Source organism: Borreliella sinica, assembly GCF_033969665.2.
GTDB lineage: Bacteria > Spirochaetota > Spirochaetia > Borreliales > Borreliaceae > Borreliella > Borreliella sinica.
This window is the reverse complement of record NZ_CP135180.1, coordinates 179,553-205,324: the sequence shown is the minus strand read 5'-3', so window position 1 is coordinate 205,324 and position 25,772 is coordinate 179,553. Positions and strand designations below refer to the sequence as shown.

The window sequence follows — 25,772 nt, the reverse complement described above, 5'->3', positions numbered from 1 at the left end:
ATAATAAGTCATGTAATTATGGCTTATTATTACGCTATTTTAAAGTTAGAAGATATTTACTTGCAATCTTTTCAAATCGATCAATACCAATTGTTTTGATAAATCCGGCTAATTTGGGCCCTTTTTCTTTATCGATTAAAATTTTATAAATGTGCTTAAAAAACAAAGCGGGCTCTATGTTATTTTCTCTAGAAATTTTATATATTTCGTTTTGAATGTCTTGCTCTGTAGCGACTTCAAAATTTTTCTTTAAAAAATTCAGTAGTTCATTGATCGCTTTTTTGCTATTTTCTTTTAATATTTCTATATTATCAAACTTAGTTCTCAGTGAAAATTTGAAATCTTCGGGTGCAAAATCCCTTGTCCAATTAATTGCGCATTTGATTTTACTGATTAGTTTGTCTTTTTGGTCGTCTTGAACGTTTTTCAAGTAATTTAAAATTTTATTTATATCGTTTTCGAATATTTGACAGATTACGCTTAAATGTCTAAATCCGATTTGATAAGGGATTTTTTGGCTTGGCATGTATGGTTGAGATAGTTCATAAATTCTTTTAAAGGATCTTTTTTTTTCTTCTTTTATATCTTCTACTCCATAATAAATTCTCTCAAATTTGTCGTAATCTTCGTATATTTTAATTACGTCAAGATCAAATGAGATTGAGAATTCAGTATTTGGTTTTGTAGCGGCAAATAAAAATCTTGTGACCTCGGGTGTATAAACTTCAAGAACATCTTTTAGCGATATTACATCTCCTGATGAGGAGGATATTTTTCCACCACGACCTTTTATTGAAATAAAGTCATATTGAAATGTTACAGGAGGGCTGCCCTGAAAAATTTTTACAATATTTTTAGATGTATCAAAACTGCCCCCACTGCTGTGGTGATCTTTTCCTGCAGGCTCAAAGTCAACTTTTTCATATTTCCATCTCATAGGCCAATCTATTCTCCAAGGAAGTTTAATGGCCCATGTACTTCTTATGTCTAAAGATTCTTGATTTCCACATTCGCATGAGTATTCAACAGAGTAGTGATTGTCATAGTTATTTACAGTTGTTGTGTCTCTATTGCATTTTGTGCAAAATATGCTAATTGGATACCAACTTTCTTCAAGCTTGGAAGTTCTGTATTCGTTTAATGCTTCGGACAGCTCTTTTTTATGATTAAGTGCAAATTTTATTTGGCTTGCATAAGTGCCATTGGTATATTGTTTACTTTGGTCAATGAATTCAGGATTAATTCCTACTATAGGCAAATATTTTTCAAATTCGATTTCATTAGCTCTGGCGTAGCTTGTTTTGTGGCTTCTTGTGTCAGGGACCCTTGTTATTGCTTGTCTTAAATAAGTTGCAAGAAGCTCTTGTTCTGGCATATTTTTAGGAACTTTTCGAAATACATCGTAATTATCCCAAGAATAAATAAATCTTACTTTTGATCCGGATTCTTTTAAAGCTCTTGCTACAAGGTCTACTGAGATAACTTCTCTAAAATTTCCAATATGCACAGTTCCAGACGGAGTAATCCCAGATGCTACTGTGTATAAGTCTTTTGGACCCTTTTCTTTTTTTATTTTTTCTGCATAAAAATCTGCCCAATGCGCCGTCTTCACATTTTATTCCTAACCCAAATTTTAGCATTTTATTTTTCAAGTTTCAATAACGAAAGAATTGTATTTAAATGTTGATTATAAGTCTTTTTATGAGTTTATCTTCTTTGTTCCAGTTTTTTTTAAGTTTTACCTGGAGAAATAGGTTGCATTTTGTTTCAAAAATTTTTGCAATTGTTTTTCTTGCTTTTTCCCCTATTGATTTTATTTCTTTTCCGCTTTTTCCCACAACTATTCCTTTTTGACTTTCATTAGCTACAAAAATGTTTGCTTTAACAAAAAGACTTCCCTTTTTATTTTCTAAAGTATCAATATCCACATATAAAGAATAGGGAAGTTCTTCTTTTAGATTTTCAATGGCTTTTTCTCTTATTATTTCACTAATTCTAAAATTTATTTTTTGATCTGTGTAGTATTCTTGTGGATAATAAAGTGGACCTTCTGAAAAATTTTCATAGATTTTATTTTTTAATTCTTCTGTGTTAATTTTTTTTTCAGCAGATATTTTGATTATATTATTGTTTTCTATTCCTTTTTCTTTTAAAAATTGTGTTATTTCTTTTATTTTTGTATTTTCAAGATCAACTTTATTAAGTAGTACTAAAAATTTAATTTTAGAGTTTTTAATTATTTCTAACATTTTATTTTCTTCCTCTCCAGGTTTGTCTTGAATGTCAATTATGTATAGAATAAGTTCGACTTCTCCTATTGTGGAGTGTATGTTTTGCATCATTGCAATATTAATTTTTTTTTTACTCAGATGGAATCCTGGTGTGTCTATAAAAATAATTTGTCCCCTATCGTCTGTAAAGATTCCTTTTATTTTATTTCTAGTTGTCTGTGGAATAGGGGATATGATTGATATTTTATGCCCGCATATTGAATTTAAAAGGGTAGATTTTCCAGTTGATGGTCTACCGAGTATTGCTGCAAATCCTGATTTCATGTTTTAGCATTCCTTAAAATATGTAATATTTGATATTTTTTATTATAATTAATTATATAGTATTTAAGTACTTTATAATTAAGTAAAATTTGAGGGATTTCCGTTTGGCAAAGGTAACTTTTGAAGTTTTTTGTGAGCAATGCGGTGAGAAAGTTGGGCTTAATAGATCTGTTTGTCCCAATTGTGCTGCTAGGCTTGGTGATATTGAGTGTCCAAATTGTCGTCATGTAGGTTCAGTTTCTGCTTTTGGAGAAGGTTGTCCTAATTGTCACTATAGTCCTTTTCAAGAACTTAAAGAAAAACCTTTTAAAAGAAAAGAAAGGACAAGAATGATGAGTAATAGAGTGGCTTCTAAAGTCTTTGCAAGACTTTTTTATTTTGGGATTAATGTTAGTATTTTGTTGTATTTATTTTCAAGTTTTTTATTTGTTATACTTTTTCTTTTTATTGTTTATGGCTAAAGGCTTTGTATGGGTATTACAGTTTTTTATTTATTTTCTATTTTTACATCTTTTGCTATTGGCTCTAGCATGGAGTCTGTTAAAGACAATATTCTTAAAAATACCATTTTTTATTATGATATTGAAGAAGTTGAATTTCCTAATGTTAGGAAACAAACTTTGCAATTTATTGCCAAAACCCATTTAAAATATGCTGTTTTTAATTTTGATAAAAATAAAATGTTTTCCTACACTTTTGTTTTTGATAAAAAATTAATATCCCAATATGCAATTTTTATTGAAGTTAAGAAAAAATTTGGTGAGGCTACATTGGTAACACCTTTGAATTATTTATGGGATCTTGGTGAGTTTATTATTGTTTTAAATAAAAATATTTTAAGAATGACTTTAAAATCTTATATTGAAAATTATAATAAATGATTTTTAACAAGGTTGATAATTGAAAAAAATTCTAAAACGTTTTTTATTTTTAGTTTTGTTGATGCCTTTTTTATCTTTTGGTGATCATGTTTATGATAAAGAAATTGTTATAAATAAGGTTAAGTTTTTTGTAACAATAGCATCTAATGAACTTAACAGAGCAAAAGGTTATATGGGTACCGCAAAAGTTGAATATGGGAATGGGATGCTTTTTATCTTTAAAGAAGAGCAAAATTTATCTTTTTGGATGGAAAATACACCTTTACCGCTCGAAATAGCTTATATTGATTCAAGTGGGATTATTAAAGAGATCTATAATTTAGAACCATACTCTAGGGCGAATGTTAATTCTCTTTATAAAGCAAAATATGCACTTGAGCTTCCAAAAGGCTCATTTTCTAAATTTCAAATAGAAATAGGCGATAAGGTTCATTTTTGCTTTGATATTAATTCTTTATTGGTAGAATGATTTTGAAATTATTGAGCTTTAATGTCTTGAAGTTCTTCTTCGATTTGATATTCTTTGGGTTCATTTTTAATAGATTCTTTTATTGAATTTATTTTCTCTTGTTTTAAATCATGCTCATTTGATACTTCATTTGCGGTACTATTTGCTTGATTATTATCAATGTTTTCGTTGTTGTTTGTTATGATTTTTTTGAAAATAGTTATTGTTGAGGCGATTTCGTTAATTGCGTCAAGCAAAAATGTTTCACTTGCAGATTCTTCTGCTTTTACAATATATATCAAAGAGTTAATTCCTCTTTCTGCATTATGGATAATCTCCCATGATCCAAGTACTCTGTTATTATAGCTGTCGCTCATAAGAGAATCCGATATTTCTTTAATTTTTTGCGTGTTTACATCAAATGCTTTGACAATTCCAAATATTTCTCTTATTTTTGAATTTTTATATGAGTTTAGTCTTGATCTAATGATTACCTCTTCTTTCCCGTCATTGTTTATTTCTTTAAATGCTACAAAGTCATTTTCCGAATCTATTCTATATTCAATTTTGTTTTTATCCAAAATTTTTTTAATTCTTTTGTCATACTGTATATTCTTATGGCTGCAAGAAATGAGTGTAAAAATGATGGCAGTCATGCTATATAATAATGCACCAATATTCATCATTCTTGAAATTAACATTGTATTATTTGACATATGATTATTATAATTTAATTGTGAGGATTTTAAAAGTAATTTATGCGTCTTCAAGATATCGGCTATTCATATACTGTTATTCAATCTAAAAATAATTATTCACAAAAATCTTCTTTTGGAATTTCTTTTGTAATATTAAGCAGAGGAACAAAAATTTTTAGAGAAGATTTGTTTGAATTTTTATCAAATTTTGACTTTATAAGAGAAATAATTTCAATTGAAAAGCAGAGCAACAGAAGTTCTTTACAGTTTATCTCAGAAAGTTATGGTAAGTTAAAATTTATTTTACTTTCTGATGATTTGAATTCTGGAGAAAAGGTTAATTTGGCAATGAAAGAATCCAGCTGTGATTTTGTTTTTGTTTTGCAAAGTGATATGTACTTATTAAATCCTTTTTGGATTCCAAATATATTTGATGAGATAGTCAAAAAAAATGTACTTCTTGTTGGAGGTGAATTTTTCGATAAAGAAGAGGAAATGATCCCTTCGATTTTTCTTCCCAGCATAGATAAACAGCAAAAATTTAAAGTAATCTTAGTAAATGCTGAGAAAGACTATGAAAAAACTTTGATTACTATGGATTATTGTGGACTTTATTCTAAGGAGAAATTTTTACAGCTTGGAGGTTTTGATGGAAGAATTCAAAATGAATATTTTCAAAGAATAGACTTTGGGCTAAGAGCTGTTTATTTTGGAGAACATGTTTATATTTATAGAAAGCTAAGAATCCAATATACTGCATTAAATTCGCCAGAAAATTTAACCAAAAATAAAAGTTTTTTGATTTTTTTGCTTAAGAATTATGTCCCAATTTTTGTTGGAAATGGCGTTGTGTTTTCTTTTTTGAGGTTTTGTAAAATTTGTTTAAAATACAAAATCAATCCTTTTCTCTTTCAAAAAGAGTTTAAGCAAATAAAAGATGAGATTGTTAAAAATAGCTTAAGATTTAAAGGAGACTTAAAGAGTGCCATTGAGCTTTGGGAAAATGATATTATTGATTGATTTGTTTTTGTTTTCATATTTAAACTTATATTCTAAGAGCCCCGATTATTCGAATGTTCTTGATTTTTTTGATACCAATGCTTTTAAGTTTGATCTTAACATTGAAAATGATGTTTTTACAATTGAAAATGATAAAGGATATTTAAAGTTTAGGGTAGGTTTTGAATATGCGCTTACATCTTCTGGTTATTATATGTTTGTAGATCCAATTATTGACATTAGTGGAGAAATTTTAATAAGTCAAAAAGTATTAAAACAAATTGAAAGTTATTTCAATTCTCTTAAAAATTATAATAAACCCAGAATTACTTCAATAATCATTGATCCCGGACATGGTGGGCATGATTCTGGTGCGGTTGTGACTTTAAAGATAGATGGTTATGATGTTGTGCTTCAGGAAAAAGACTTTGCATTAACCTATTCTATATTTTTGTCTAAAATTTTAAGTAATTATTTTGTAAATAAAAATATTTTGTTAACCCGTGTAGATGATGTTTTTTTGACTTTAAAAGAGCGGTCGGAATTTGCAAATGCAATAAAGCCAAATTTTCCAAATAATGTTATATTTTTATCCATACATGCTAATGATGCTCCAAATAGTGAAGCTAGAGGGGTTGAATTTTGGTATCTTCCCAAGGATTCAAAAAGAGAGGTTATTAAGGATTTTAAGGGGCATGACATTAAAGGGAATAGATACTTAAGCGAGCTTAATGATATACTAGATATTAAATATAAATATGAATCGAAAAGATTGGCTGAAATTTTGTATAAGGTATTTAAAAATGAGTTAAGTGAAACCAATGTTAGGCCAATTAGAGAAGAGCAATGGTTTGTAATAAAAAATAGCAGTATGCCTGCCGTATTAATTGAAATGGGATTTTTGTCTAATACTTTAGATGCTAAATTAATTTTGGATTATAATTACATGAGTAAGTTTAATGTTCTGATACTCAAATCTTTGATGGAATTTATAAATTTTTATGAAAAATAATATTTCAGGTATATTTTTAGAATATAATGCAGTGATTTTTAAATTTTTAAATTCGAAAAAAGAGTATGGAGCTAGACTGCTTTTAGGCGCCTTAGCAACAAGTTTTTTGTTTTCTGCTTTTATGATTTTTTTAAATTATGACAATCTTTTTTCAAAAAAGGTTTTTTATTTTTACTCTAGCAAAGGGTTTGTTGCCAATTTAAGGTACTTAAGAGATGAAAAAAATTTGAAAGACAATTTAGATCTTTTAGTAAAAGATTTTCTTTTAGGAAGCAATGAAGGGTTTTCTTTTGGATTTTTGTTAAGTGATGCAAGATTTTTATATTCTTTTTTAAAAGATGGAATTTATTATATAAATCTTTCAAGGGAGTTTTATGATTCTTTTAATGACGATGATTATAATGAATCTTATGAGTCTTTTGATGTTAAGGTTAATTTGTTTGCCATGTCTTTAATAAAAACAATACGCTTTAACTACCCCGGTAATGTAAAAAAGCTTGTTGTTCTTGTTGAAGGGTTTATATTAAAGGAACAAAGTTGATAAATTTAATTTTACTAATAATGACAATTAAAAAAGGAAAATTTTATAAAAGATTTATATGTAAGGAGTTGGTTTACATGAAGAGGAAAGCGAAAAGCATTTTATTTTTTTTATTATCCACTGCTCTTTTTGCTCAAGAGACTGATGGATTTAGAGAAGGTTCTAAAAGATCAGAGCCTGGAGAATTAGTTTTAGATTTTGCCGAACTTGCAAGAGATCCAAGTTCAACTAAACTTGATCTTACAAATTATGTTGATTATGTATATTCTGGTGCTTCTGGTGTTGTTAAGTCGGAAGATATGGTTGTAGATCTTGGTATAAATAATTGGAGTGTTTTGCTTACTCCTTCTGCAAGGTTGCAGGCTTATGTTAAAAATTCAGTTGTTGCGCCTGCTGTTGTTAAAAGCGAATCAAGAAGGTACGCAGGCGACACTATTTTGGGAGTAAGAGTTTTATTTCCAAGCTATTCGCAATCATCTGCTATGATTATGCCGCCATTTAAAATTCCTTTTTATTCTGGGGAAAGTGGGAATCAATTTTTAGGAAAAGGCCTTATTGATAACATTAAAACCATGAAAGAGATTAAGGTTTCAGTTTATAGCCTGGGGTATGAAATCGATCTTGAAGTTTTATTTGAAGATATGAATGGCATGGAGTATGCTTACTCTATGGGAACTTTAAAGTTTAAAGGATGGGCTGATTTAATTTGGTCAAATCCTAACTATATTCCCAATATATCAGCTAGAATAATTAAAGACGATATTCCAAATTATCCCCTTGCTTCAAGCAAAATGAGATTTAAGGCTTTTAGAGTTTCAAAATCACATAGTTCAAAAGAGCAAAATTTTATTTTTTATGTGAAAGATTTGAGAGTTCTTTATGATAAGTTGAGTGTTTCATTAGATTCAGATATTGATAGTGAATCTGTATTTAAAGTTTATGAGACTAGTGGGACTGAATCCCTTCGCAAGTTAAAGGCACATGAAACTTTTAAAAGGGTTTTAAAGCTTAGAGAAAAAATTTCTATGCCTGAAGGTTCTTTCCAAAATTTCATAGAAAAGGTTGAGAGTGAAAAACCTGAAGAATCAGCCTCAAAAAAGTAGATTTAAATCAATATGTAAAGCTAACCTAAAAGGTTGGCTTTACATATATAAATGTTAATAGGAAATGGTGTGGAAATATTAGATTTGGAAAATGAAGAGCTTTTAGGTGTTTTTTTTGAAGAGGCTCAAAATCTTGTAGATATCCTTGAAGAGAATATTATGTCCTTAGAGGATGACCCTAATAATTCTGATACTATTGATGAAATATTCAGGGCAACACATACTTTAAAAGGAAGCTCCGCTTCTCTTGATATGATGGAACTATCTGATTTTACTCATATCGTTGAAGATGTTTTTGATGCTATTAGGGATGATAGGATAAATATAAACAACGATCTTGTTGATTTGCTTTTAAAGTCATTAGATGTCATTAAGGAAATGCTTGCACTTCGTCTTGATGGCCAAATTTATTTGGATGATATAAGTGATCTTAAAAGCAAATTAAAGCAATTTTTAGAAATTGATGATCAAGCTTTTATTAAAAAATTTGACGAAAGTTCAACCGAAAGTGATTTTTGCCTTTCAAAATTAGATCTTGAAGATATAAGGGAAGGATTAGGAATAGGACAAAAAGTTTTAAGAGTCAGTGTTATTTTTAATGCAAATAATGATTTTGAAGTTGAAAATAATGGATTTAAAGTATTTAATATTTTAAAAAATTTAGGCTCTGTGTTACATACAATTCCTAAATATGAGGAAATTATTGAAGATGAATTTTTAACAAGGGTAGATTATTATCTGATATATTCGGATATAGAGGGCGTGAAAAAAAGTTTAGACTCTTCAAGTTTAATTGCAAGCTATTTGGTTGATGAATTTAATGTAGAAGAAGAATTAAAAAAGTTTGTAGATAAAGAGATTAAATATATTGATTTAGATTCCAATTTTGTTTTAAATGATAGTTTTGATTTTACAGAGAGTGAGATTTCTGATTTATTACTTGAGATTGGAGATCAAAAGTTATATAAAGTTAGACTGGATTTTGTAAAAGACAATCCTATGGCTACAATAAGTGGCTTTCAAATGTTTCAGGCATTAAAAAGTCTTGGAAAAGTTTTCAAATCTTTTCCAGATTCTAGTGAATTATTGGCAGATAGGTTTTTCGATTTTGTTATATATTACTTAATATCAAATGTTAGTTCAGACAGCATTGCTAAAAAGATTAATTTAACAGATGTTGTTAGTCATTTTGAAATCAAAAATGTTGATTTGGAATCTTTAAAGAATATAAGTCTAAAAGAAAACGATGATGTGTCTTTTAAGGCAAATAAAGGTATTAAGAAAAACAATCCAATTAATGTTAATTTAATCAGAATAGATAGTAAAAAAATAGATTACATATTAAATCTTGTTAGTGAAGCTGTAATAAGTAAATCATCTTATAATCAAATAAATTCAGAAATGATTACATTGTTTTATAATTTTAATTATTTTTATGATTATCTAGAAAGTTTTCAGAGAAACTTTCTGATTGATTTAAAGATAATTTTTAAAGATGCAGGCTTAACATTAGAAGATGAAATCGAATCGCATATTAATTCTTTTATGAATTTTAAAATGGAAAAATCTCTTAATGATATATCTGAATTAAGAAATTCTTTTTTCAGACTTCTTCAAAATTTTAAAATGACCTCTGGAAGACTATCTAGAATAATTACGGATTTGCATGAGAGTGTTTTAAAGACTAGAATGTTGCCAGTATCTAATATATTCTCAAGGTTTACAAGAGTTGTCAGGGATCTTTCAAAGAAATTGAATAAGATTGTAAATCTTAAAATGGAGGGAGAAGAGACTGAGCTTGATAAGTCTGTTATAGATGACCTTGTAGATCCTTTGATGCATTGTGTTAGAAATTCAATGGATCATGGACTTGAAACGGTTAAAGAGAGAGTTGAAAGGGGGAAGAGCAAGGCGGGTACTATAATTTTGCGTGCTAGGAATGAAGGTAACGTAATATCAATTGAGATTGAAGATGATGGAGTTGGTATAGATCCAAAGCTTATTAAGCGCAAATTAATTGAAAAGGGAACAATAAAGGAAGATGCAATTTATTCTGATTTTGAACTTATTAACTTAATTTTTTCTCCTGGGTTTTCAACAGCATCTCAAGTGACAGATCTTTCAGGTAGAGGAGTTGGTCTTGATGTTGTAAAGAAAAGCATTGAAAAGCTTAATGGAACTATTTTGGTGGAATCAGAAATTGGCCTTGGAACAATTTTTAAAATTAAATTACCATTGACATTAGTGATTATACAAGGTCTTTTGGTAAAGTCAGGTCCTGAAACTTATGTTATTCCTTTGAGCAATGTTCTTGAAACTCATAGAATAACTGAACATGATATAAAATTGCTTGAAAATTATCATGAGGTTTACAATCTAAGAGATGAAATCGTTTCTGTTCTCAGGCTAGATAAACTTTTTAATATAGCAAGAGATGATTCATTGATAGAAAAATTTTTAATAGTTGTTAATACTAATAACATAAAGACCGCAATTATTGTAGATTCTATTATTGGCGAGGAAGATTTTGTGGTAAAGCCTATTAAAGATAAATTTTCATCAAGTGCGGGTATAGTTGGAGCTACTACTCTTGGTAATGGTAAAGTTGTATTAATAATTGATGTTTTTAAACTTTTTGATTTAAAAAAGGATACTAAGGAGTGAATCTCTTGTGCAGATAAAGGAAATTTATTTTGGATCTAAAATTTTAGATGATAAAAATTGTAATTCTAACTTGACCAATTTTGATTTTAAGGTTATTTCTTTTGAGCTCGGATCGGATCATTATTTGGTAGACATTATGCAAGTTAAAGAAATTAGGAAATCTAGTAATTTTACCTATGTTCCAAATGTCAAAAAATATGTAGCTGGGCTTGATAATTTGCGAGGGGAAATAATTCCTATTATTGATCTTAGAATAATGTTTAATTTAGAATTCAATAAGAAAGATCTTGAAGATATTATGGTTTTAAAAAATGAAGACCTTCTTATAGGGGTTATTGTTGATAAAATTAATAATGTTTTTTCAATAGATTCTAGCCTTATCCAAGATCCACATCCAGTTTTATCCCAAGATTCTTTAATAAACTATATAAAAGGTGTTGTAGATTACAACGAAAAACTTTATATACTCATTGATGTTTTTAAAATTTTTAATTATGGTGAAGAAGAAAGGGTGTTAAATCCCGATCAAAATTTTGTTGGAAAAATCGATTTTATAAGCGATTGTGATGGTTTAGATATACTAGAGAATTGTGAAAGCAATTCTAATAATGTTTTTTCAAAAAATAGTAATAACGATGAAAATTCAATTTTAAACAATACTGTGACTTTTAATTTGGAAAGTATTAAAAAAAATCTTTTGAAATACTCGTTTAATGTCTCTTTAGTAAAAGATGTGTTTTTAGAAAAAGTTGGAGTAAAATTTAATATGTTTGATGCTGATTTTTTGTCTTACGATAGTTTTTTAAATGAATTTTATTCAAGATCATCGGGAAATCTGTGGGGAGTTGATTGTTTGGAAGACTTTCAAAATGAAATTGTTAAGAATCGTTTAAATTTTATGGATAATGCAAGTTCTATTTTCAATGTACTAGAAGTTGGTTGTGGTAGTGGAAAAGAGACTTTGGCTTTAGCTAATGCTTTGTTTGAATATTATGCAGAACCTTTTAAGTTGACAGCTATTGATAATGATTTATCAAAAGTGGTTGAAACTTCCAAGTTGATTTTTTCAGAGTCAGAAATTAGTATTAGTGAAATTTATCTTAAAAACTCTTTTGAACAAAGTCCTGGAATTTATAAATTTAAATCAGAAATTATCAATAATGTTTTATTTGAATATTCCGATGCTCTTTTTTCAGATTTGCCTGATAATTTGGGAATGGTTTTTTTAAAAGACGTTTTATGTTTCTTGGATGATAAAGATCAGATTTTAATTTTAAATATCATTGCTTCTAAAACCATTAAAGGAGCTCTTTTGGTTTTGGGAGATAACGAAGAGCTTAAAAATAATAATGTTTTTATGAAAGAGAAATCCACAAAATATTTTAACTTGTACAGGAAAATCTAAAGGAGAAATTAATGAGAATAGATTATATAGAACCATTTTTGGATGCTGCTTCTTCGGTTTTAAGAGATATGTTGCTTGTTGAGAATATAGAAATGGGGAAACCAGGGCTTAAGTCGATAAATCAAAAGATAAAAGGTGTTTCTGTAATAGTAGGACTTGCTGGGTCTGTTGAGGGCAGTATAATTATTGATATGGATATAGAAACAGCTCTTTTTGTTGCTTCTAAGTTAAATTTTGAAGAGTATGATGATTTTGACGATGAGGAAACAAAGGAGATGGTTGCTGCAACTCTCACTGAGGTTGGCAATATTATTGCTGGAAATTTTGTTACTACCTTGCATGCTAAGGGCTTTATATTTGATATAACACCACCAGCTTTTATTTATGGGGAAAATATGAAAATAAGCAATAAAGGTTCTGAGGCTTTAATTGTTCCTTTTTCTTTGCCTGATGGTAAAATTATAGAAGTTAATATTGCGATAAGAGAGAGGGTTTGATATGAAAAAAATTCTTTTTATTAGAAAAGAGAGGTTAATATGATCCAAAAGACTACAATTGCTGCAGATTCTTCATCTAAGCCTAGAGGAATTAATTATGATACAGGTATTCCTTTTAATGTTTTAATTGTTGACGACTCTGTTTTTACCGTAAAGCAGCTTACACAAATCTTTACATCAGAAGGTTTTAATATTATTGACACGGCAGCTGATGGAGAGGAGGCTGTGATAAAATACAAAAATCATTATCCTAATGTTGATATTGTCACTCTTGACATTACCATGCCCAAAATGGATGGGATAACTTGTCTTTCTAATATTATGGAATTTGATAAAAATGCTAGAGTGATAATGATATCTGCTTTAGGTAAAGAGCAATTAGTTAAGGATTGCTTAATAAAAGGAGCAAAAACATTTATTGTTAAACCATTAGATAGAGCAAAAGTTCTTCAAAGAGTAATGTCTGTATTTGTTAAATAAATTATTTATAAAAATAGCTCAATCTTTAATTGTATTATTTTTATTCTTTTGTAGAAAAAATCATTTCATTGCTTATTTCATCTGAATTCTTTAAAAAATAAGTTATGTTAAGGTTGAATATTTTTATTGGTTCTGTATTATTTTCTATGTAAAGTTCTAATTTGTAAAATCCTTCTTTTGTGTATATTAATGAATAACTTTTAAAAATTCCATTTATATTTTTAATTTTAAATATTTTATATTTTAAAAATTTTTTATCAATAAGCTCACTTTGAATTAAATATTTATTTACTTCTTTATAGTTTGAATTTAATAGATTATAGTCTGTTTTATTGAGTATTATGCTTTTTACAAAATGTTCCGTTAGTTCATAGATATTTTTTTCTATTTCGCTTGTTGGAAAATTGGTATAATATTCTTTTTCTAAAATTAAATTGAAAGACGAATATTTTTTTATTTCTTCATTTACCCTTGTTTCAATTGAAATGTCTAAAAGCCTAGCATTAATTGGAAGATTTAACAATGTAAGTAGTATTGCAATTATTTTAGTTTTCATTTTAATTCCTGATTTTTATTTATTATTTTTTTTACTTTTTCAATTTCTAAAGGTATTTTGCTTTTTCTCTTTGAATTTAGTTTTTCTTTTAGTAAAAGATTGTTAAATGCTTTTGCAAGTTCATATACTTTTTCTTCGCTTAAGGTAAAAGGAATTTGAATTTTCCGGTATTCTAATGGGTCTTGCAAGATTTTTGTCATTAAAATAATAGGATTTAAAAAGCTTGCTTTAAAAAATTTATAAAAATTCATTAAAAAAATAGTAAATGATGCAAACAATGTAAATAGAAAAATTCCAAGAATAGAATCGCTTTTTCTTTGTAAATATTTATCTATATAAAATTTTGTCTTCTCTATTTCTATTACCTTGTATTCACTAGGGCTGTAGTAAACAAATATTTCGTCTGATTTTGAATATATTATATCTTCCTTTTCCTTGATTATTAAGATGAATGGATATTTTTCTTTAATATAAGCTTTTTCATTTATTATTGATATATTTTTAATGATATTAAATTCTTGTTTTTCTGGTATTGAATTTACGATTTTTGAGCTTGATATTATTATAAAAAACATAAATGGTATTAAAAAGCTCATTGAAAATGTTCTAGCAAATGCTATTAGTATTAGGTTTTTTTCTTTTGAATTATAATAGATTTCTATTATAAGGTCGTTAAATCTAAGAAGTCTTAAAAATCTTAACTTGAAAAGTGATAGCATTATTGGATTTAATATGGTTTCGTGAGCGACAATTATATTTTTGAGTTGATATGAACTATAAAATGCTAAAGGAACAAGGCAGTGAATTATATCAAAGAATAGATTGTTTCTGACGTATATTTTTAATCTTTGGGAAAGGTAAGCCTTGGTTATTTTGTATAAGAAAATGAAAATAAAGATTGTGTCAAATAGAAAACCAAGAAATATTAGTGCAAATCGTATTTTGTATGGTAAAAAAAGAATTATTGAGATCTCTTCTATTAAAAGTTCAAATATTGAAAAAATTATTATTGCTTTTAAGAAAATTGAAAATTTTTTTACCATTTATTTCCCTTAGCTATTTCTAATAATTCTTTGATTATTCTTGAATCATATTCTTTAGAGCCCGATTGCTTTATTGAAAACCAACTTTCATCATATCCAATAAAGCCTTTGACCGGATTGTTTTTATATTTTGGGATTCTGGCTCTGGCTGAAAAAATGGCAATTAGCGTTGAAATTGGAGACATTGTTTGTAAAGTCTCATATTTGAAAAAGCTTTCAATTATTAGTTTGGCTGTTGTTTCGTCTAGAAGATCGGTGTCATTGCTTATTGCTTTTGAAGTCGATTCAATGTTTTTGATAGTCAATTCTATTCCTTTTTCAAAGCAGTATTTAATTACCAATACTTTTAAGAGAAGCAATATCTTTACATAATTTTTTATGATATCTGATGAACAAAGGGCTTTATTTTCTTTTTGTATTAAATATATTGTATAAGAGTTTTTTCCTTCAAATAATTTGTTTATGTAAAAAGTAATGTATCCATTGCTTATAGTATTAAAATTATAAAAGAATTCTTTTCTTAAAGACGAGTTGATTTTAACGAAGTTAAATACCAAATTTAAGTCATTTTTTGTTAATTCTTTGGTAAAAAGAGGTTTTACAATGTTAAAATCAATAGCTTCAATACCAGACAAAACAAATGGAGTAATCATTATATCTGTTTTATCCTTGATATACTGAATTAAATCTTTTATTTCTGATTCAAAATCATTCTTAATAAATGTGGTAATAGTTTTTTTGTTTTCTTTTAAATAGTTGAGCATTTCAATTTCTTTTTCTATAGCAGATAGACTTTTTATGCTTTCATGGTTGAATAGATAATGGTATAGGTGAGGAAAATATGGCCTTATATTCATTTAATTAAATCCAATAGTTCAAGCGGTTTGTGGATTATATATTTTGCTCCATTTTGTTTTAATTCTTGAACACTTCTAAATCCCCAGGAAACCCCTATTGGTATAAACCCAGCGTTTATTGCAGTTAGCATGTCCACATCGCTGTCTCCAATGTACGCAATTTCTTCTTTTTGGACATTTAGTTCTAATATCATATCAAGGGCATTTCCAGGATCTGGCTTTGGCGGAAATTTTTGTGAATAACCTCTAATTTCAAAAAAAAATATATTTTCAAAAATATTTTTTACCAAATTTATTAATTCTTCGTGGTTTTTGTTGCTTAATATTCCAATTGGAATATTAAGTTTATTAATATTTTCTAGAAGGGTTTTTATGTTTTTGTATGGTTGTGTTTGAGAAGAGAGGTTTTTGTTATATTCTTTTACGAATTCTTTGTAAAGTTTATCTTGTAAATCGGTATTATTGTATTCAAGAGATAATAGCTTTAGAGTGTCTATTACGAATTTGTTAAATCCTCTACCAACAAGGGCATTGAATTTATTTAGTTCGATTTCGTTATATCCCAAGTTTGAAAGAGCAGAATTCATTGAGAATGCAATGTCCATAATGCTATTTACCAGGGTTCCATCCATATCAAAAATGCAAGCTTTGATTTTCATAGTACTCTCTTTTGTAATAGTTTAATTATTCTATTATTTTAGCATTAATTTGTTCTCTTTATTAAGGTTTTTATATTTCAAGCATTTTTTATTTATTAGTAATTAATTTTTATGAATAATTTATTTTGTTTATTAAAGTGTAAAGATACTATTGAAAATATAAATTTTAAGCTTTATCATATTTTATTAGAATAGAATGTTGTAAGTCATTTATGTTTAATATTTATTAGGATTAAAGCTTGATGAGAGAAGATATACTAATATTAAAAAATATTACAAAAAAGTATGGCGATTTTATTGCCAATGATGATGTTTCTATTAAATTTAAAGCAGGCGAAGTTCATGCTATTCTTGGAGAAAATGGTGCTGGAAAGACTACCTTAATGAAGATTATTTATGGAATTCATCAAGTTAGTAGTGGTCGGATTATTTTAAAAGGCCAAGATGTAAGCTTTAAAGATTCAAGTGAGGCTATTCGAAATGGGATTGGAATGGTTTTTCAACATTTTATGTTAATTCCACAATTTACTGCTGTTCAGAATATTATTTTAGGTTATGAAAATTCAAAATTTGGATTTATTGATTACAAAAAGGCCAAAAGAAAAATAAGTTATCTTTCAGAAAAGTATGGTTTAAAGATAGATTTAGAAAAAAAGGTTGAAGACTTGAGTGTTGGTATGGAGCAAAAAATAGAGATATTGAAAGTTCTTTATCGAAATGCAGATATTATTATTTTTGATGAACCTACTGCAGTGCTTGCTCCAAGTGAAGTTGATGATTTTATAAATATTTTAAAAGTGCTTACTCAAGAAGGCCATACTGTAATACTTATTACTCATAAAATAAAAGAAATTAGGTCTATTGCAAAGCAATGTACAATTATGCGCCTAGGTAAGGTTGTGAAAACTGTTAATATTACTGAGATTGATGATAAAGATCTTACAAAATTAATGATAGGCAAAGAGGTTACACTTCGCTCTTCTAAAATTCGATTTGAAAATCATTTTAATGTTCTTGAAATAAAGAATTTAAGTGTTAAAGATGAGAGGGGGATTTTAAAAGTTAAAGACGTTAATTTTAGCCTGAGGAATGGTGAAATTCTTGGGATAGCAGGTATTGAAGGAAGTGGCCAAGAGGATTTAGTTGATGCAATTTTGGGTTTGAAAAGCATATTTAAGGGGGACATTCTTAAAAAGAATTCTTCAGGGGATTTTGAATCTTTAAAGAGTTTAACGATTAAGCAAATAATAGATAAAAAAATTGGCAATATTCCTTCGGACAGGCAAAGGCATGGTCTTATTTTAGAATTCAATGTTATGCAAAATATTGGACTTAAGAGCTTTGATAATCCTGATTACTTGAGATTAAAAAATATTCATTTAAAGAGTAATTTTAATTTTTTCAATTTTATTAAAAGACAATTTGATAAGATTAAAAGACAATTTGTAGGGTTTGATCTTAGCATTTTAAAAAAAATGAGTAATCAACTTGTGAATTATTTTGACATTAGACCAAGAAATATTTTAAATAAGGTAAAATATTTATCTGGGGGTAATCAGCAAAAAGTTATTATTGCTCGTGAGATCAGTTTAGAGCCCGATATTCTTTTAGCTATTCAGCCCACAAGGGGTCTTGATATTGGAGCTGTTGAGAATGTTTATAAAAGAATAATAGAGCAAAGAGATGCAGGTAGGTCTGTCTTATTAGTTTCTCTTGAGCTCGATGAGCTTGTTAATGTTTGTGATAGGATAGCTGTAATGCATGATGGGAGAATAGTGGGTATTTTAGAGAACAATTTTGATATTGATGTTATTGGTAAAATGATGATAGGTTTAAGCTAAATGATAATTAGTAAAAACGTATTCAACAAATTTATATTGAAATTTTTAAATTCTTCGGCATTTGTTAGTTTTTTTGCTCTATTTATTGGATTTTTAATTGTTGGGCTAGTTGTTGCGGTGTTTGGCTATTCTCCTTTTAGAATGTATTTTATAATACTAGATATTATATTTTCCTCTCCTAAGCATTTAGGTTATATATTAAGTTATGCAGCTCCTTTGATTTTTACCGGTCTTTCTATTGGTATTTCTTTAAAAGCAGGCCTTTTTAATATTGGGGTTGAAGGTCAATTTATACTAGGATCTATTATCGCTTTAATAGCATCGATTTTACTTGATTTGCCCCCAATTTTACATGTAATTGCCATTTTTGTTATTACTTTTTTAGCGTCAGGTGGTTTAGGGATTTTAATTGGGTATCTAAAAACTAAGTTTAATATTAGTGAAGTGATTTCAGGAATAATGTTTAATTGGATATTGTTTCATTTGAATAACATAATTTTAGATTTTAGTTTTATTAAAAGAGATAATAGCGATTTTTCAAAGCCCATTAAAGAAAGCGCATATATTGATTTTTTAGGTTCTTGGAAACTCTCCCCAGAAGGTTTTGCTTATAGGGCTTTACATCCTTTTGTTAATGAGCTTTTAAAAGCGCCTCTTCATTTTGGAATAATTTTGGGAATAATTTTTGCTATTTTAATATGGTTTTTGCTTAATAAAACTGTTATTGGATTTAAAATAAATGCCATAGGAAATAATATTGAAGCTTCAAGATGTATGGGTATTAATGTAAAAGCCGTGCTAATCTTTTCAATGTTTCTCTCAGCAGCTGTTGCAGGCCTTGCTGGTGCTATTCAAGTTATGGGTGTTAATAAAGCTATATTTAAGCTTTCTTATATGGAAGGAATTGGTTTTAATGGAATAGCTACTTCTTTGATGGGAAACAATTCGCCGATTGGTATTATATTTTCCAGTATTCTTTTTTCTATATTGCTTTATGGAAGCAGTAGAGTTCAAAGTTTAATGGGGCTTCCATCTTCAATTGTATCTTTGATGATGGGAATAATTGTTCTTGTAATTTCTGCTAGTTATTTTTTGAATAAAATTTTTTTAAAAGGTGCTAAGAGTGTCGTCAAATATAATAATATTCTTGATTAGTGAAACTTTAATAAATTCTCAAACTTTGATTTTAGCTGGCCTTGGGGGTCTTATAAGTGAGAAAAGTGGAATTATCAATATTGGACTTGAGGGAATGATGACAATAGGGGCATTTTCAGGAGCTACAGCTGCATATTTTACAAGTGACCCATTATTTGCAATTTTTGTTGGTGGACTGTCGGGCCTTGTGCTTGCTATTTTGCATGCTGTTTTTACAATTTTTTTAAAATCAGATCAAGTTATAACCGGAATGGCGCTTAATTTTTTAGGACCCGCTATTGCTGTTTTTATAAGCACTTTAATTTTTTCTTCTATTTCAACTCCACCTATAGAAATAAAGTTGCCGATACTTTTTGATGGAATTTTAAGCAAAACGTCTTTTATATTCCAAATTTTTGGTAAAAGATATTCTGTATTCATGGCATTGTTGGGCGTGGTTTTATTTCATATTATTTTCAAATATACTAAAATTGGGCTTAGGATTAATGCTAGTGGTGAAAATCCAGAGGTATTGGAGTCCGTTGGAGTTAGTGTAAATAAAATTAGATTTTTCTGTGTACTTTTGAGCGGATTTTTAGCAGGGATTTCGGGAGCTGTTCTTACAACGGTGATCGCATCAAGCTATGTGCAAGGAATTACAGGTGGTCAAGGGTTTATTGCTATTGTAATGTTAATTTTTGGCAAATGGACACCTTTGGGAGTTTTAATGGGCAGTTTGTTGTTTTCATTTATGAAAACTTTGGCAATTGTTTTAGCTCAATCACCTTTTTTGTCTTTAATAATGTCCCCTAAAATATTGGTTATTACCCCGTATTTAATTATTATTTTAAGTCTTATCTTTTTTTCAAAAAAAAATTATGCACCTAAGTTTTTAGGAATACCTTACAAAAAACATTAGCAGTCAATAACAACTTATATTTTTTCATGTTATGAAAATTCTTTTAAATTTTTAAGAGTTTTCAGTTTTTTGCTGTAAATTTTTTTTTGATACCCTTTTGGTCTTGAGTTTGTTTGATTAAATAAGTAGGTGATTTGTGAGGTAGTTTTTATGCTATTGAAGCTTAAATATAGGTTTGTTGGATTTTTATTATTGTTTTTAATTTTTATACTGTTACTTTTTTCTATGATTTTTAATTTTGTTTTATGCGGTTATTTAGAAAATTATTATAAGCAACTTACAAGGGCTCAAGTAAGAAGAGCAGCTTTTTCTACGCAATCTTTTTTAGATACCCTTTATGTTATTATCCATGGTGCAGCTTCTAATTTGGCACTTGAAACCATATCTGAATTTGCAATTTCTGAGAATAGAGGAAAAGATTTCTCTGAATCTGAATTGATGGATTTAAGAAAAAATTCAAAATTTGTTATTGATTCTGTAAAGGTGAATAAAAAATATAGACGATACTTATACAATTTTATGGCTAATCTTAAAAATGATACCTTTTTTGAAGAATTAGCGTTTTTTGATTTTGAAGGGAGAATAATTGTTAGCACAAGGCATGAAAATAATATGGATTTTGGTCATTCTGAGGCTAATACTAATTATTTTAAAAAAGCGGTTGAGGATTATAGGCAAAATCAATTGAAATTTGTAGGTTGGTATTCAAATCTTTCTGAAGGAATATCTGCAGAGGTTGCCATTAGGTCTAGGCAAAATGAAAAAAAGGCTTTTGTAATAATTGTTCCTGTATATTCTCCAGAGGATAAACTTGTTTGTGGCTATTTGGCTGGATATTTGCTTAATGATGTTTTAGCTGATGGTTTTGATAGGTTTAAATTTGGATTTTACAAAAGAGGCAATTTTATTTATATAGATCCTAATAATATAGCGGTTAATCCTTTTGAAGAATACAATGAAACTAGTAGAGTTAGTTCTAAATTTTTAAATATTCTTAAAGACATTTTTTCTAAACCACCTATTCCGTCAAATACTCCCACTGAATTGTCGGTTTATACTGTTGATAGAATACTTTTTTCCGAAATGGGAGAAGAGTGTTATTATGCAATGTTGCCCATAAGTAGTAAATTGGGAGAGAAAAGCGGAGTACTTATTGCTAGGCTTCCTTATAAAGATATTTATGGAGTAATATCTAGTCTAAAATTTCAGTATATTTTGTATTCTATTTTAGGCATTATTGTACTAAGCAGTGTTCTTTTGATGAGAATAGATAGGATTATTAGTTTTCGTTTAAATACAATTAGAGTTTTAGTTCAAGACATGGTTAAGGGCAATTTAGATAAAGATTATGCCCTTGATGATTGTGATGATTTTTTTGATGAACTTAGCATGTTAAGTCTTCAGGTTGTAAAAATGAAAAAAGCTATCTCTTTAGCAATTGCTAGTGTTTTAAGAAATATTAGTTATGTAAATAAGGCAAGTTTAGAAGTTGCTAGTTCAAGTCAAAATTTAAGCTCTAGTGCGCTACAGCAGGCATCTGCTCTTGAAGAAATGTCAGCTAATGTTGAGCAAATAGCGTCAGGTGTCAATATGAGCGCGAATAATTCTTATGAAACGGAGCAAATAGCTTTAAAGACAAATGAAAGTTCCCAGATAGGTGGTAAGGCTGTTGAAGAATCTGTTATTGCTATGCAAGATATTGTAGAGAAAGTTAGCGTCATTGAAGAAATAGCTAGAAAGACTAATTTGCTAGCTTTGAATGCAGCTATTGAAGCTGCAAGAGCGGGTGATGAAGGAAAGGGATTTGCTGTTGTGGCTAGTGAGATTAGAAAATTGGCTGATCTTAGTAAAATTTCGGCTCTTGAGATTGGTGAGCTAGTTGAAGATAATTCTAAAGTAGCAACTGAGGCGGGGGTGATCTTTAAAGAAATGTTGCCCGAAATAGAAGAAACAACTAATCTTGTTAAGAAGATCTCAGAAGGTAGTTCTAAGCAGAGCGATCAAATTGCTCAATTTAAGATGGCTTTAGACCAGGTTGGAGAAGTTGTTCAGTCTTCAGCTTCAAGTAGTGAGCAACTTTCTAGTATGTCCGATAAAATGCTAGAAAAATCTAAGGAACTCAGGAAATCTGTATTATTTTTCAAGATTAAAGATTCTAAGATTGAGGACATGGAAGATAGTAATTACGATTTTAATGTAATAGATTCTCCTGAGAATTCTTTTAAAAATGAAAATCAGAATTTGAAAAGCAATGGAATTTCAACTTTAAATAGCAGTAGGTATAGTGATTATTCTTTAAGTATTGAAGGCGAGCCTTCTATGAGAACTATTAATAAACGAGTTGATCCTAAAAAAGCTATCGATATTGCTGATAAGGATTTGAATTTTGATGATGATTTTTCAGAGTTTTAGAATTTATTTTTTGTAAAAAAGAGGTGGTTAGTATGAAACTGAAAGCTAGGATGTTGCTACTTGTTCTTATTCTAATAGCATTCTTTATATCAATTTTGTTTTTTGTGTTTGGAATGTTGATTAATAGTAAATTGGTGGATCAGCAGTTTGATCTTATGATAAATCTTATTGGAAACATTAAAAATTCTTTTAATCTTTATGTTTCTTCAATGGAAGAGAAAGTTAAAGTTAGTTCCATGTATTTTAATTCGGCTGAAAAATTTAATGGGGATAGTAAAATTAAGTCCAAAAGATTGGGTTTTATTTCAGATCAATCTGAAATTCTTGTTCAAACTGGTAGTAACATGATGGTTACAAATAAGGAAGGCGAAATAATTTTTACTACGGCTGTTAAGGATAATAGCGATTTTGGCAAATCTATTGAAGATAGAGAATATTTTAGAAAACTTAAAGAGTCTCAAAGTATTGTTTACAATTCCTTTGTCATGTTGGCAGAGCCCGGTTCTATTGAGGAGTCTTTAGTTAAAAATATTTCTAAGATAAAAAATAAAAAAGGCCAGATTCCCTACATATTGATAGGTATACCATTAAGAGATTTTGTCACCGGTGACATTTTTGGATATTTTATGTTTTTTTATTCAATGGATTATATATATAGGTCTTTTAGGGGAATTAATTTTGGGATACTCTCTAGCGGACGTGCTTTAGCTTATGATACCACGGGTAGATTCTTAGTTCATCATACGGTATTCCCAGGTGATGTTATGACTGATATTAGTGCCTCTTATTCCAATATTCTTAAGAAAACATCCGATGATTTGTTGCAAAAAAATAAAGAAATTTCAACTGTTTATTATTATGATCCTATTACCAGCAAAAAATATGTGGGGATTAGCCAAAAAGTATTGTTAAACTTGTCTAATAATAAGTTTATTCTTTTAATGAGAGTCTCAGAAGATGATTTTTATTACATGTCTCGGGCCACATCTTTAATCTTGAGTATTAGTTTTGTATTTACGTTACTTATTCTTGCTATTGCAACTCTTTATCTTGTAAAAAAATTGAGCTCTTCTTTGAATAAGATATTAGAATATTCCGAGCGACTTGCTTCTGGTAATTTTACTGCTGATATTAATTTTGGTAAATGGGATACTGTAGAGTTGTATAGTTTATACGAAGGTCTTGAACATTTGAGAACTAATTTTTCTTCAGTTGCTAAGGGGGTCATTGAAAACTTAGATTATCTTTATGAAAATGCTATTCAAATAGCAAATGCAAGTCAAAATTTAAGTTCGGGCGCTGTTGAGCAGGCGTCTACTTTAGAGCAAATGACGGCAAATATTGAGCAAATATCACAAGGTGTTTCTGAGAATACTGAAAATGCATCTACTACTGAGAAAATTGCTGTTAATACTAATGATAGAACTAAAGAAGGGCATAAATCTGTTGTTAAAGCTATTGAGGCAATGACTGTAATTACTGAAAAGATTGGAATTATTGACGAGATAACAAGACAAACCAATTTGCTTGCTTTGAATGCTTCAATTGAAGCCGCACGAGTAGGAGAAAAAGGTAAAGGGTTTGAAGTGGTGGCCGCTGAGGTTAGAAAGCTTGCAGATCAAAGCAAGGAATCGGCAAGAGAAATTATTGATATTGCAAATAGAAGTTTGACTGTTGCAAGTCGTGCTGGAGAAAATTTTGAGCAAATAGTTCCTGGTATGGAGCAAACGGCTAAACTTGTGAAAAATATTTCTGATGAAAGTTCTAAGCAAAGTGTTCAAATAGATCAATTTAAAAATGCAATAGAGCAGGTTAGTCAGTTAGTTCAGACTACAGCTTCAAGTAGCGAAGAGCTTTCTGCAATGTCTGAAAAAATGCTAGAGAGTGTAAAAGATTTAAAAGAATCTGTTGATTACTTTAAGATTGAAAAGTAAGTAGAAGATTGAAAAATCTTCTCTAACTTCTTGGTCGATTATTATTCTATGATTTTAAAAATTTTAGCGCCCCCCAGACATTCTGTATTTTTATAAAAAATTGCAAATTGTCCAGGAGAGATTCCGTAATCTTTTCTATTTAAAGAAATTTCAATTAAATTATTTGTAATAAGTTTTAATTTGCAAGAGTATTTCTTTTCCCCATGTCTTATTTTGATTTTTAAATTTTCAAAATCCGAAGGTATGCCATTTATCCAATGTATTTCGTGAACCGAAAATTTGCGTTTTGCTTGTTTTGAATAATTCTCGTTATGGGAGATATATACAATATTTTTTTCTAAATCTTTTTCTATTACGAACCATGGTCCATTGCTAAGCTTAATTCCTCTTCTTTGTCCAACTGTAAAAAACCAATATCCGTTGTGGATCCCTATTATTTTCCCTGTTTCTTTTTCGATTATATTACCCTTTTTTTCGCCAAGGTGATATTTGATAAATTCGTTATATTTGATTTTTCCCAAAAAGCAAATACCTTGGCTATCTTTTCTATCCTTGTTGGGCAAATTTATGCTTTTAGCAATTTGTCTTACCTCGCTTTTAAGCAATGTCCCCAAAGGGAAATATAGTTTTGAAATTTGGCTTTGAGAGAGGTGAGATAAAAAATAACTTTGGTCTTTAATTTTATCTTTTGCCTGTTTTAAAAAAAATTTTTTTTCTTTTTTTTGTATTTTAGCGTAATGTCCTGTGACAACCAAATCATATTGTTGATTGATTTTCTCAAAAAATGCTCCAAACTTTATTCTCTGATTGCAAAAAATATCTGGACTAGGGGTATTGCCATTTTTTAGTTCTTCAATAGTGTAACTTACTACTTTATTATAATATTCTTTTTGAAAGTTTATTATTTCATACGGTACATTAAATTTGTTACATACAGCTTCAATGTGATTTAAATCTTCTTGCCAGGGGCAGTTTCCAATATAAGACAGTTCATCTTCTAGCCAAATTTTTAGATAGTAGCATTTTATATTTGAGTATCCTTTGCTTATAATTTTATAAAGGGCAACAGAACTATCAACCCCTCCGGATAAAAGTACAGCTATTTTCATAAACTTTCCTTTTTAGGTTTCATTA

General features: G+C 28.7%; 24 protein-coding genes. 16 read left to right on the top strand and 8 right to left on the bottom strand.

Annotation, left to right across the window (positions count from 1 at the left end; all coding sequences use genetic code 11):
- Positions 1–34 precede the first annotated feature (34 nt).
- Both lysS and era read right to left on the bottom strand, forming a co-directional pair.
- Positions 35–1,612, bottom strand: a complete 1,578-nt coding sequence (gene lysS / locus QIA41_RS00945) for a lysine--tRNA ligase (RefSeq protein WP_320292193.1) — start codon at positions 1,610–1,612, stop codon at positions 35–37.
- Between the two features lie 64 nt (positions 1,613–1,676).
- The gene (gene era / locus QIA41_RS00940; protein ID WP_320292192.1) at positions 1,677–2,555 is read right to left on the bottom strand and encodes a GTPase Era; all 879 of its coding nucleotides are present in this window, start codon (positions 2,553–2,555) and stop codon (positions 1,677–1,679) included.
- 104 nt (positions 2,556–2,659) lie between these two features.
- On the opposite strand from era, the gene QIA41_RS00935 reads away from it, so the two are divergent.
- From QIA41_RS00935 to QIA41_RS00925, 3 genes are read left to right on the top strand one after another with little or no spacing between them, the layout of a single operon-like run.
- Positions 2,660–3,016 carry a hypothetical protein gene (locus QIA41_RS00935; protein WP_320292191.1) on the top strand — a complete coding sequence of 119 codons (357 nt, stop codon included), beginning with the start codon at positions 2,660–2,662 and terminating at the stop codon, positions 3,014–3,016.
- 9 nt (positions 3,017–3,025) lie between these two features.
- Positions 3,026–3,436, top strand: a complete 411-nt coding sequence (locus QIA41_RS00930) for a hypothetical protein (RefSeq protein ID WP_320292190.1) — start codon at positions 3,026–3,028, stop codon at positions 3,434–3,436.
- A gap of 19 nt (positions 3,437–3,455) precedes the next feature.
- A complete protein-coding gene (locus tag QIA41_RS00925) occupies positions 3,456–3,905 on the top strand; it encodes a DUF192 domain-containing protein (RefSeq protein ID WP_320292189.1) in 450 nt (149 codons plus the stop codon).
- An 8-nt stretch (positions 3,906–3,913) separates the two neighbouring features.
- Here the strand turns inward: QIA41_RS00925 and QIA41_RS00920 are convergent, their stop codons facing one another.
- On the bottom strand, positions 3,914–4,585 hold the full coding sequence (locus QIA41_RS00920; RefSeq protein ID WP_320292785.1) for a hypothetical protein: 672 nt from the start codon (positions 4,583–4,585) through the stop codon (positions 3,914–3,916).
- Between the two features lie 57 nt (positions 4,586–4,642).
- Between QIA41_RS00920 and QIA41_RS00915 the strand changes: the two genes are divergently transcribed.
- The 8 genes from QIA41_RS00915 (at position 4,643) to QIA41_RS00880 (ending at position 13,283) form a co-directional block, all read left to right on the top strand.
- Positions 4,643–5,602, top strand: a complete 960-nt coding sequence (locus QIA41_RS00915) for a glycosyltransferase family protein (protein WP_320292188.1) — start codon at positions 4,643–4,645, stop codon at positions 5,600–5,602.
- Entirely contained in the window at positions 5,595–6,593 is a 999-nt protein-coding gene (locus tag QIA41_RS00910; RefSeq protein ID WP_320292784.1) for an N-acetylmuramoyl-L-alanine amidase, read from the top strand. The genes QIA41_RS00915 and QIA41_RS00910 overlap by 8 nt, the downstream gene beginning before the upstream one ends.
- Complete coding sequence (locus QIA41_RS00905) at positions 6,583–7,134, top strand: flagellar filament outsheath protein (RefSeq protein ID WP_320292187.1); 552 nt, start codon at positions 6,583–6,585, stop codon at positions 7,132–7,134. Before QIA41_RS00910 ends, QIA41_RS00905 begins: the two co-directional genes overlap by 11 nt.
- A 77-nt stretch (positions 7,135–7,211) precedes the next feature.
- Positions 7,212–8,237: a flagellar filament outer layer protein FlaA gene (gene flaA / locus QIA41_RS00900; protein WP_320292186.1), complete on the top strand. Its 1,026-nt coding sequence runs from the start codon at positions 7,212–7,214 to the stop codon at positions 8,235–8,237.
- 69 nt (positions 8,238–8,306) lie between these two features.
- On the top strand, positions 8,307–10,901 hold the full coding sequence (locus QIA41_RS00895) for a chemotaxis protein CheA (RefSeq protein ID WP_320292185.1): 2,595 nt from the start codon (positions 8,307–8,309) through the stop codon (positions 10,899–10,901).
- Positions 10,902–10,908: 7 nt separating this feature from the next.
- Positions 10,909–12,306, top strand: coding sequence for a CheR family methyltransferase (locus tag QIA41_RS00890; RefSeq protein ID WP_320292184.1), 1,398 nt, complete (start codon positions 10,909–10,911; stop codon positions 12,304–12,306).
- An 11-nt stretch (positions 12,307–12,317) separates the two neighbouring features.
- Entirely contained in the window at positions 12,318–12,803 is a 486-nt protein-coding gene (locus QIA41_RS00885) for a chemotaxis protein CheX (RefSeq protein WP_320292183.1), read from the top strand.
- Positions 12,804–12,842: 39 nt separating this feature from the next.
- Positions 12,843–13,283, top strand: a complete 441-nt coding sequence (locus QIA41_RS00880; RefSeq protein ID WP_004790989.1) for a response regulator — start codon at positions 12,843–12,845, stop codon at positions 13,281–13,283.
- A gap of 40 nt (positions 13,284–13,323) precedes the next feature.
- Here QIA41_RS00880 and QIA41_RS00875 read toward each other — a convergent pair whose 3' ends face one another.
- Genes QIA41_RS00875 through QIA41_RS00860 form a run of 4 tightly spaced genes read right to left on the bottom strand, consistent with a single transcriptional unit; the run spans position 13,324 to position 16,398 of the window.
- Positions 13,324–13,839 (bottom strand): hypothetical protein, encoded by a 516-nt coding sequence (locus QIA41_RS00875; RefSeq protein ID WP_320292182.1) that lies wholly within the window; start codon positions 13,837–13,839, stop codon positions 13,324–13,326.
- A complete protein-coding gene (locus QIA41_RS00870; protein WP_320292181.1) occupies positions 13,836–14,882 on the bottom strand; it encodes a hypothetical protein in 1,047 nt (348 codons plus the stop codon). The genes QIA41_RS00875 and QIA41_RS00870 overlap by 4 nt, the downstream gene beginning before the upstream one ends.
- Complete coding sequence (locus QIA41_RS00865; RefSeq protein WP_320292180.1) at positions 14,876–15,739, bottom strand: hypothetical protein; 864 nt, start codon at positions 15,737–15,739, stop codon at positions 14,876–14,878. Before QIA41_RS00865 ends, QIA41_RS00870 begins: the two co-directional genes overlap by 7 nt.
- Positions 15,736–16,398, bottom strand: coding sequence for an HAD family hydrolase (locus QIA41_RS00860; RefSeq protein ID WP_320292179.1), 663 nt, complete (start codon positions 16,396–16,398; stop codon positions 15,736–15,738). Before QIA41_RS00860 ends, QIA41_RS00865 begins: the two co-directional genes overlap by 4 nt.
- A gap of 242 nt (positions 16,399–16,640) precedes the next feature.
- Between QIA41_RS00860 and QIA41_RS00855 the strand changes: the two genes are divergently transcribed.
- The 5 genes from QIA41_RS00855 (at position 16,641) to QIA41_RS00835 (ending at position 24,638) form a co-directional block, all read left to right on the top strand.
- Entirely contained in the window at positions 16,641–18,239 is a 1,599-nt protein-coding gene (locus tag QIA41_RS00855) for an ABC transporter ATP-binding protein (RefSeq protein ID WP_320292178.1), read from the top strand.
- On the top strand, positions 18,240–19,394 hold the full coding sequence (locus tag QIA41_RS00850) for an ABC transporter permease (protein ID WP_320292177.1): 1,155 nt from the start codon (positions 18,240–18,242) through the stop codon (positions 19,392–19,394).
- Positions 19,363–20,292: an ABC transporter permease gene (locus QIA41_RS00845; RefSeq protein WP_320292176.1), complete on the top strand. Its 930-nt coding sequence runs from the start codon at positions 19,363–19,365 to the stop codon at positions 20,290–20,292. The genes QIA41_RS00850 and QIA41_RS00845 overlap by 32 nt, the downstream gene beginning before the upstream one ends.
- A 150-nt stretch (positions 20,293–20,442) precedes the next feature.
- Positions 20,443–22,704: a methyl-accepting chemotaxis protein gene (locus tag QIA41_RS00840; RefSeq protein WP_320292175.1), complete on the top strand. Its 2,262-nt coding sequence runs from the start codon at positions 20,443–20,445 to the stop codon at positions 22,702–22,704.
- Between the two features lie 32 nt (positions 22,705–22,736).
- On the top strand, positions 22,737–24,638 hold the full coding sequence (locus QIA41_RS00835) for a methyl-accepting chemotaxis protein (RefSeq protein WP_320292174.1): 1,902 nt from the start codon (positions 22,737–22,739) through the stop codon (positions 24,636–24,638).
- Between the two features lie 41 nt (positions 24,639–24,679).
- On the opposite strand, the gene mnmA is transcribed toward QIA41_RS00835, so the two are convergent.
- Positions 24,680–25,747, bottom strand: coding sequence for a tRNA 2-thiouridine(34) synthase MnmA (mnmA, locus tag QIA41_RS00830; RefSeq protein ID WP_320292173.1), 1,068 nt, complete (start codon positions 25,745–25,747; stop codon positions 24,680–24,682).
- Between the last annotated feature and the right edge of the window lie 25 nt (positions 25,748–25,772).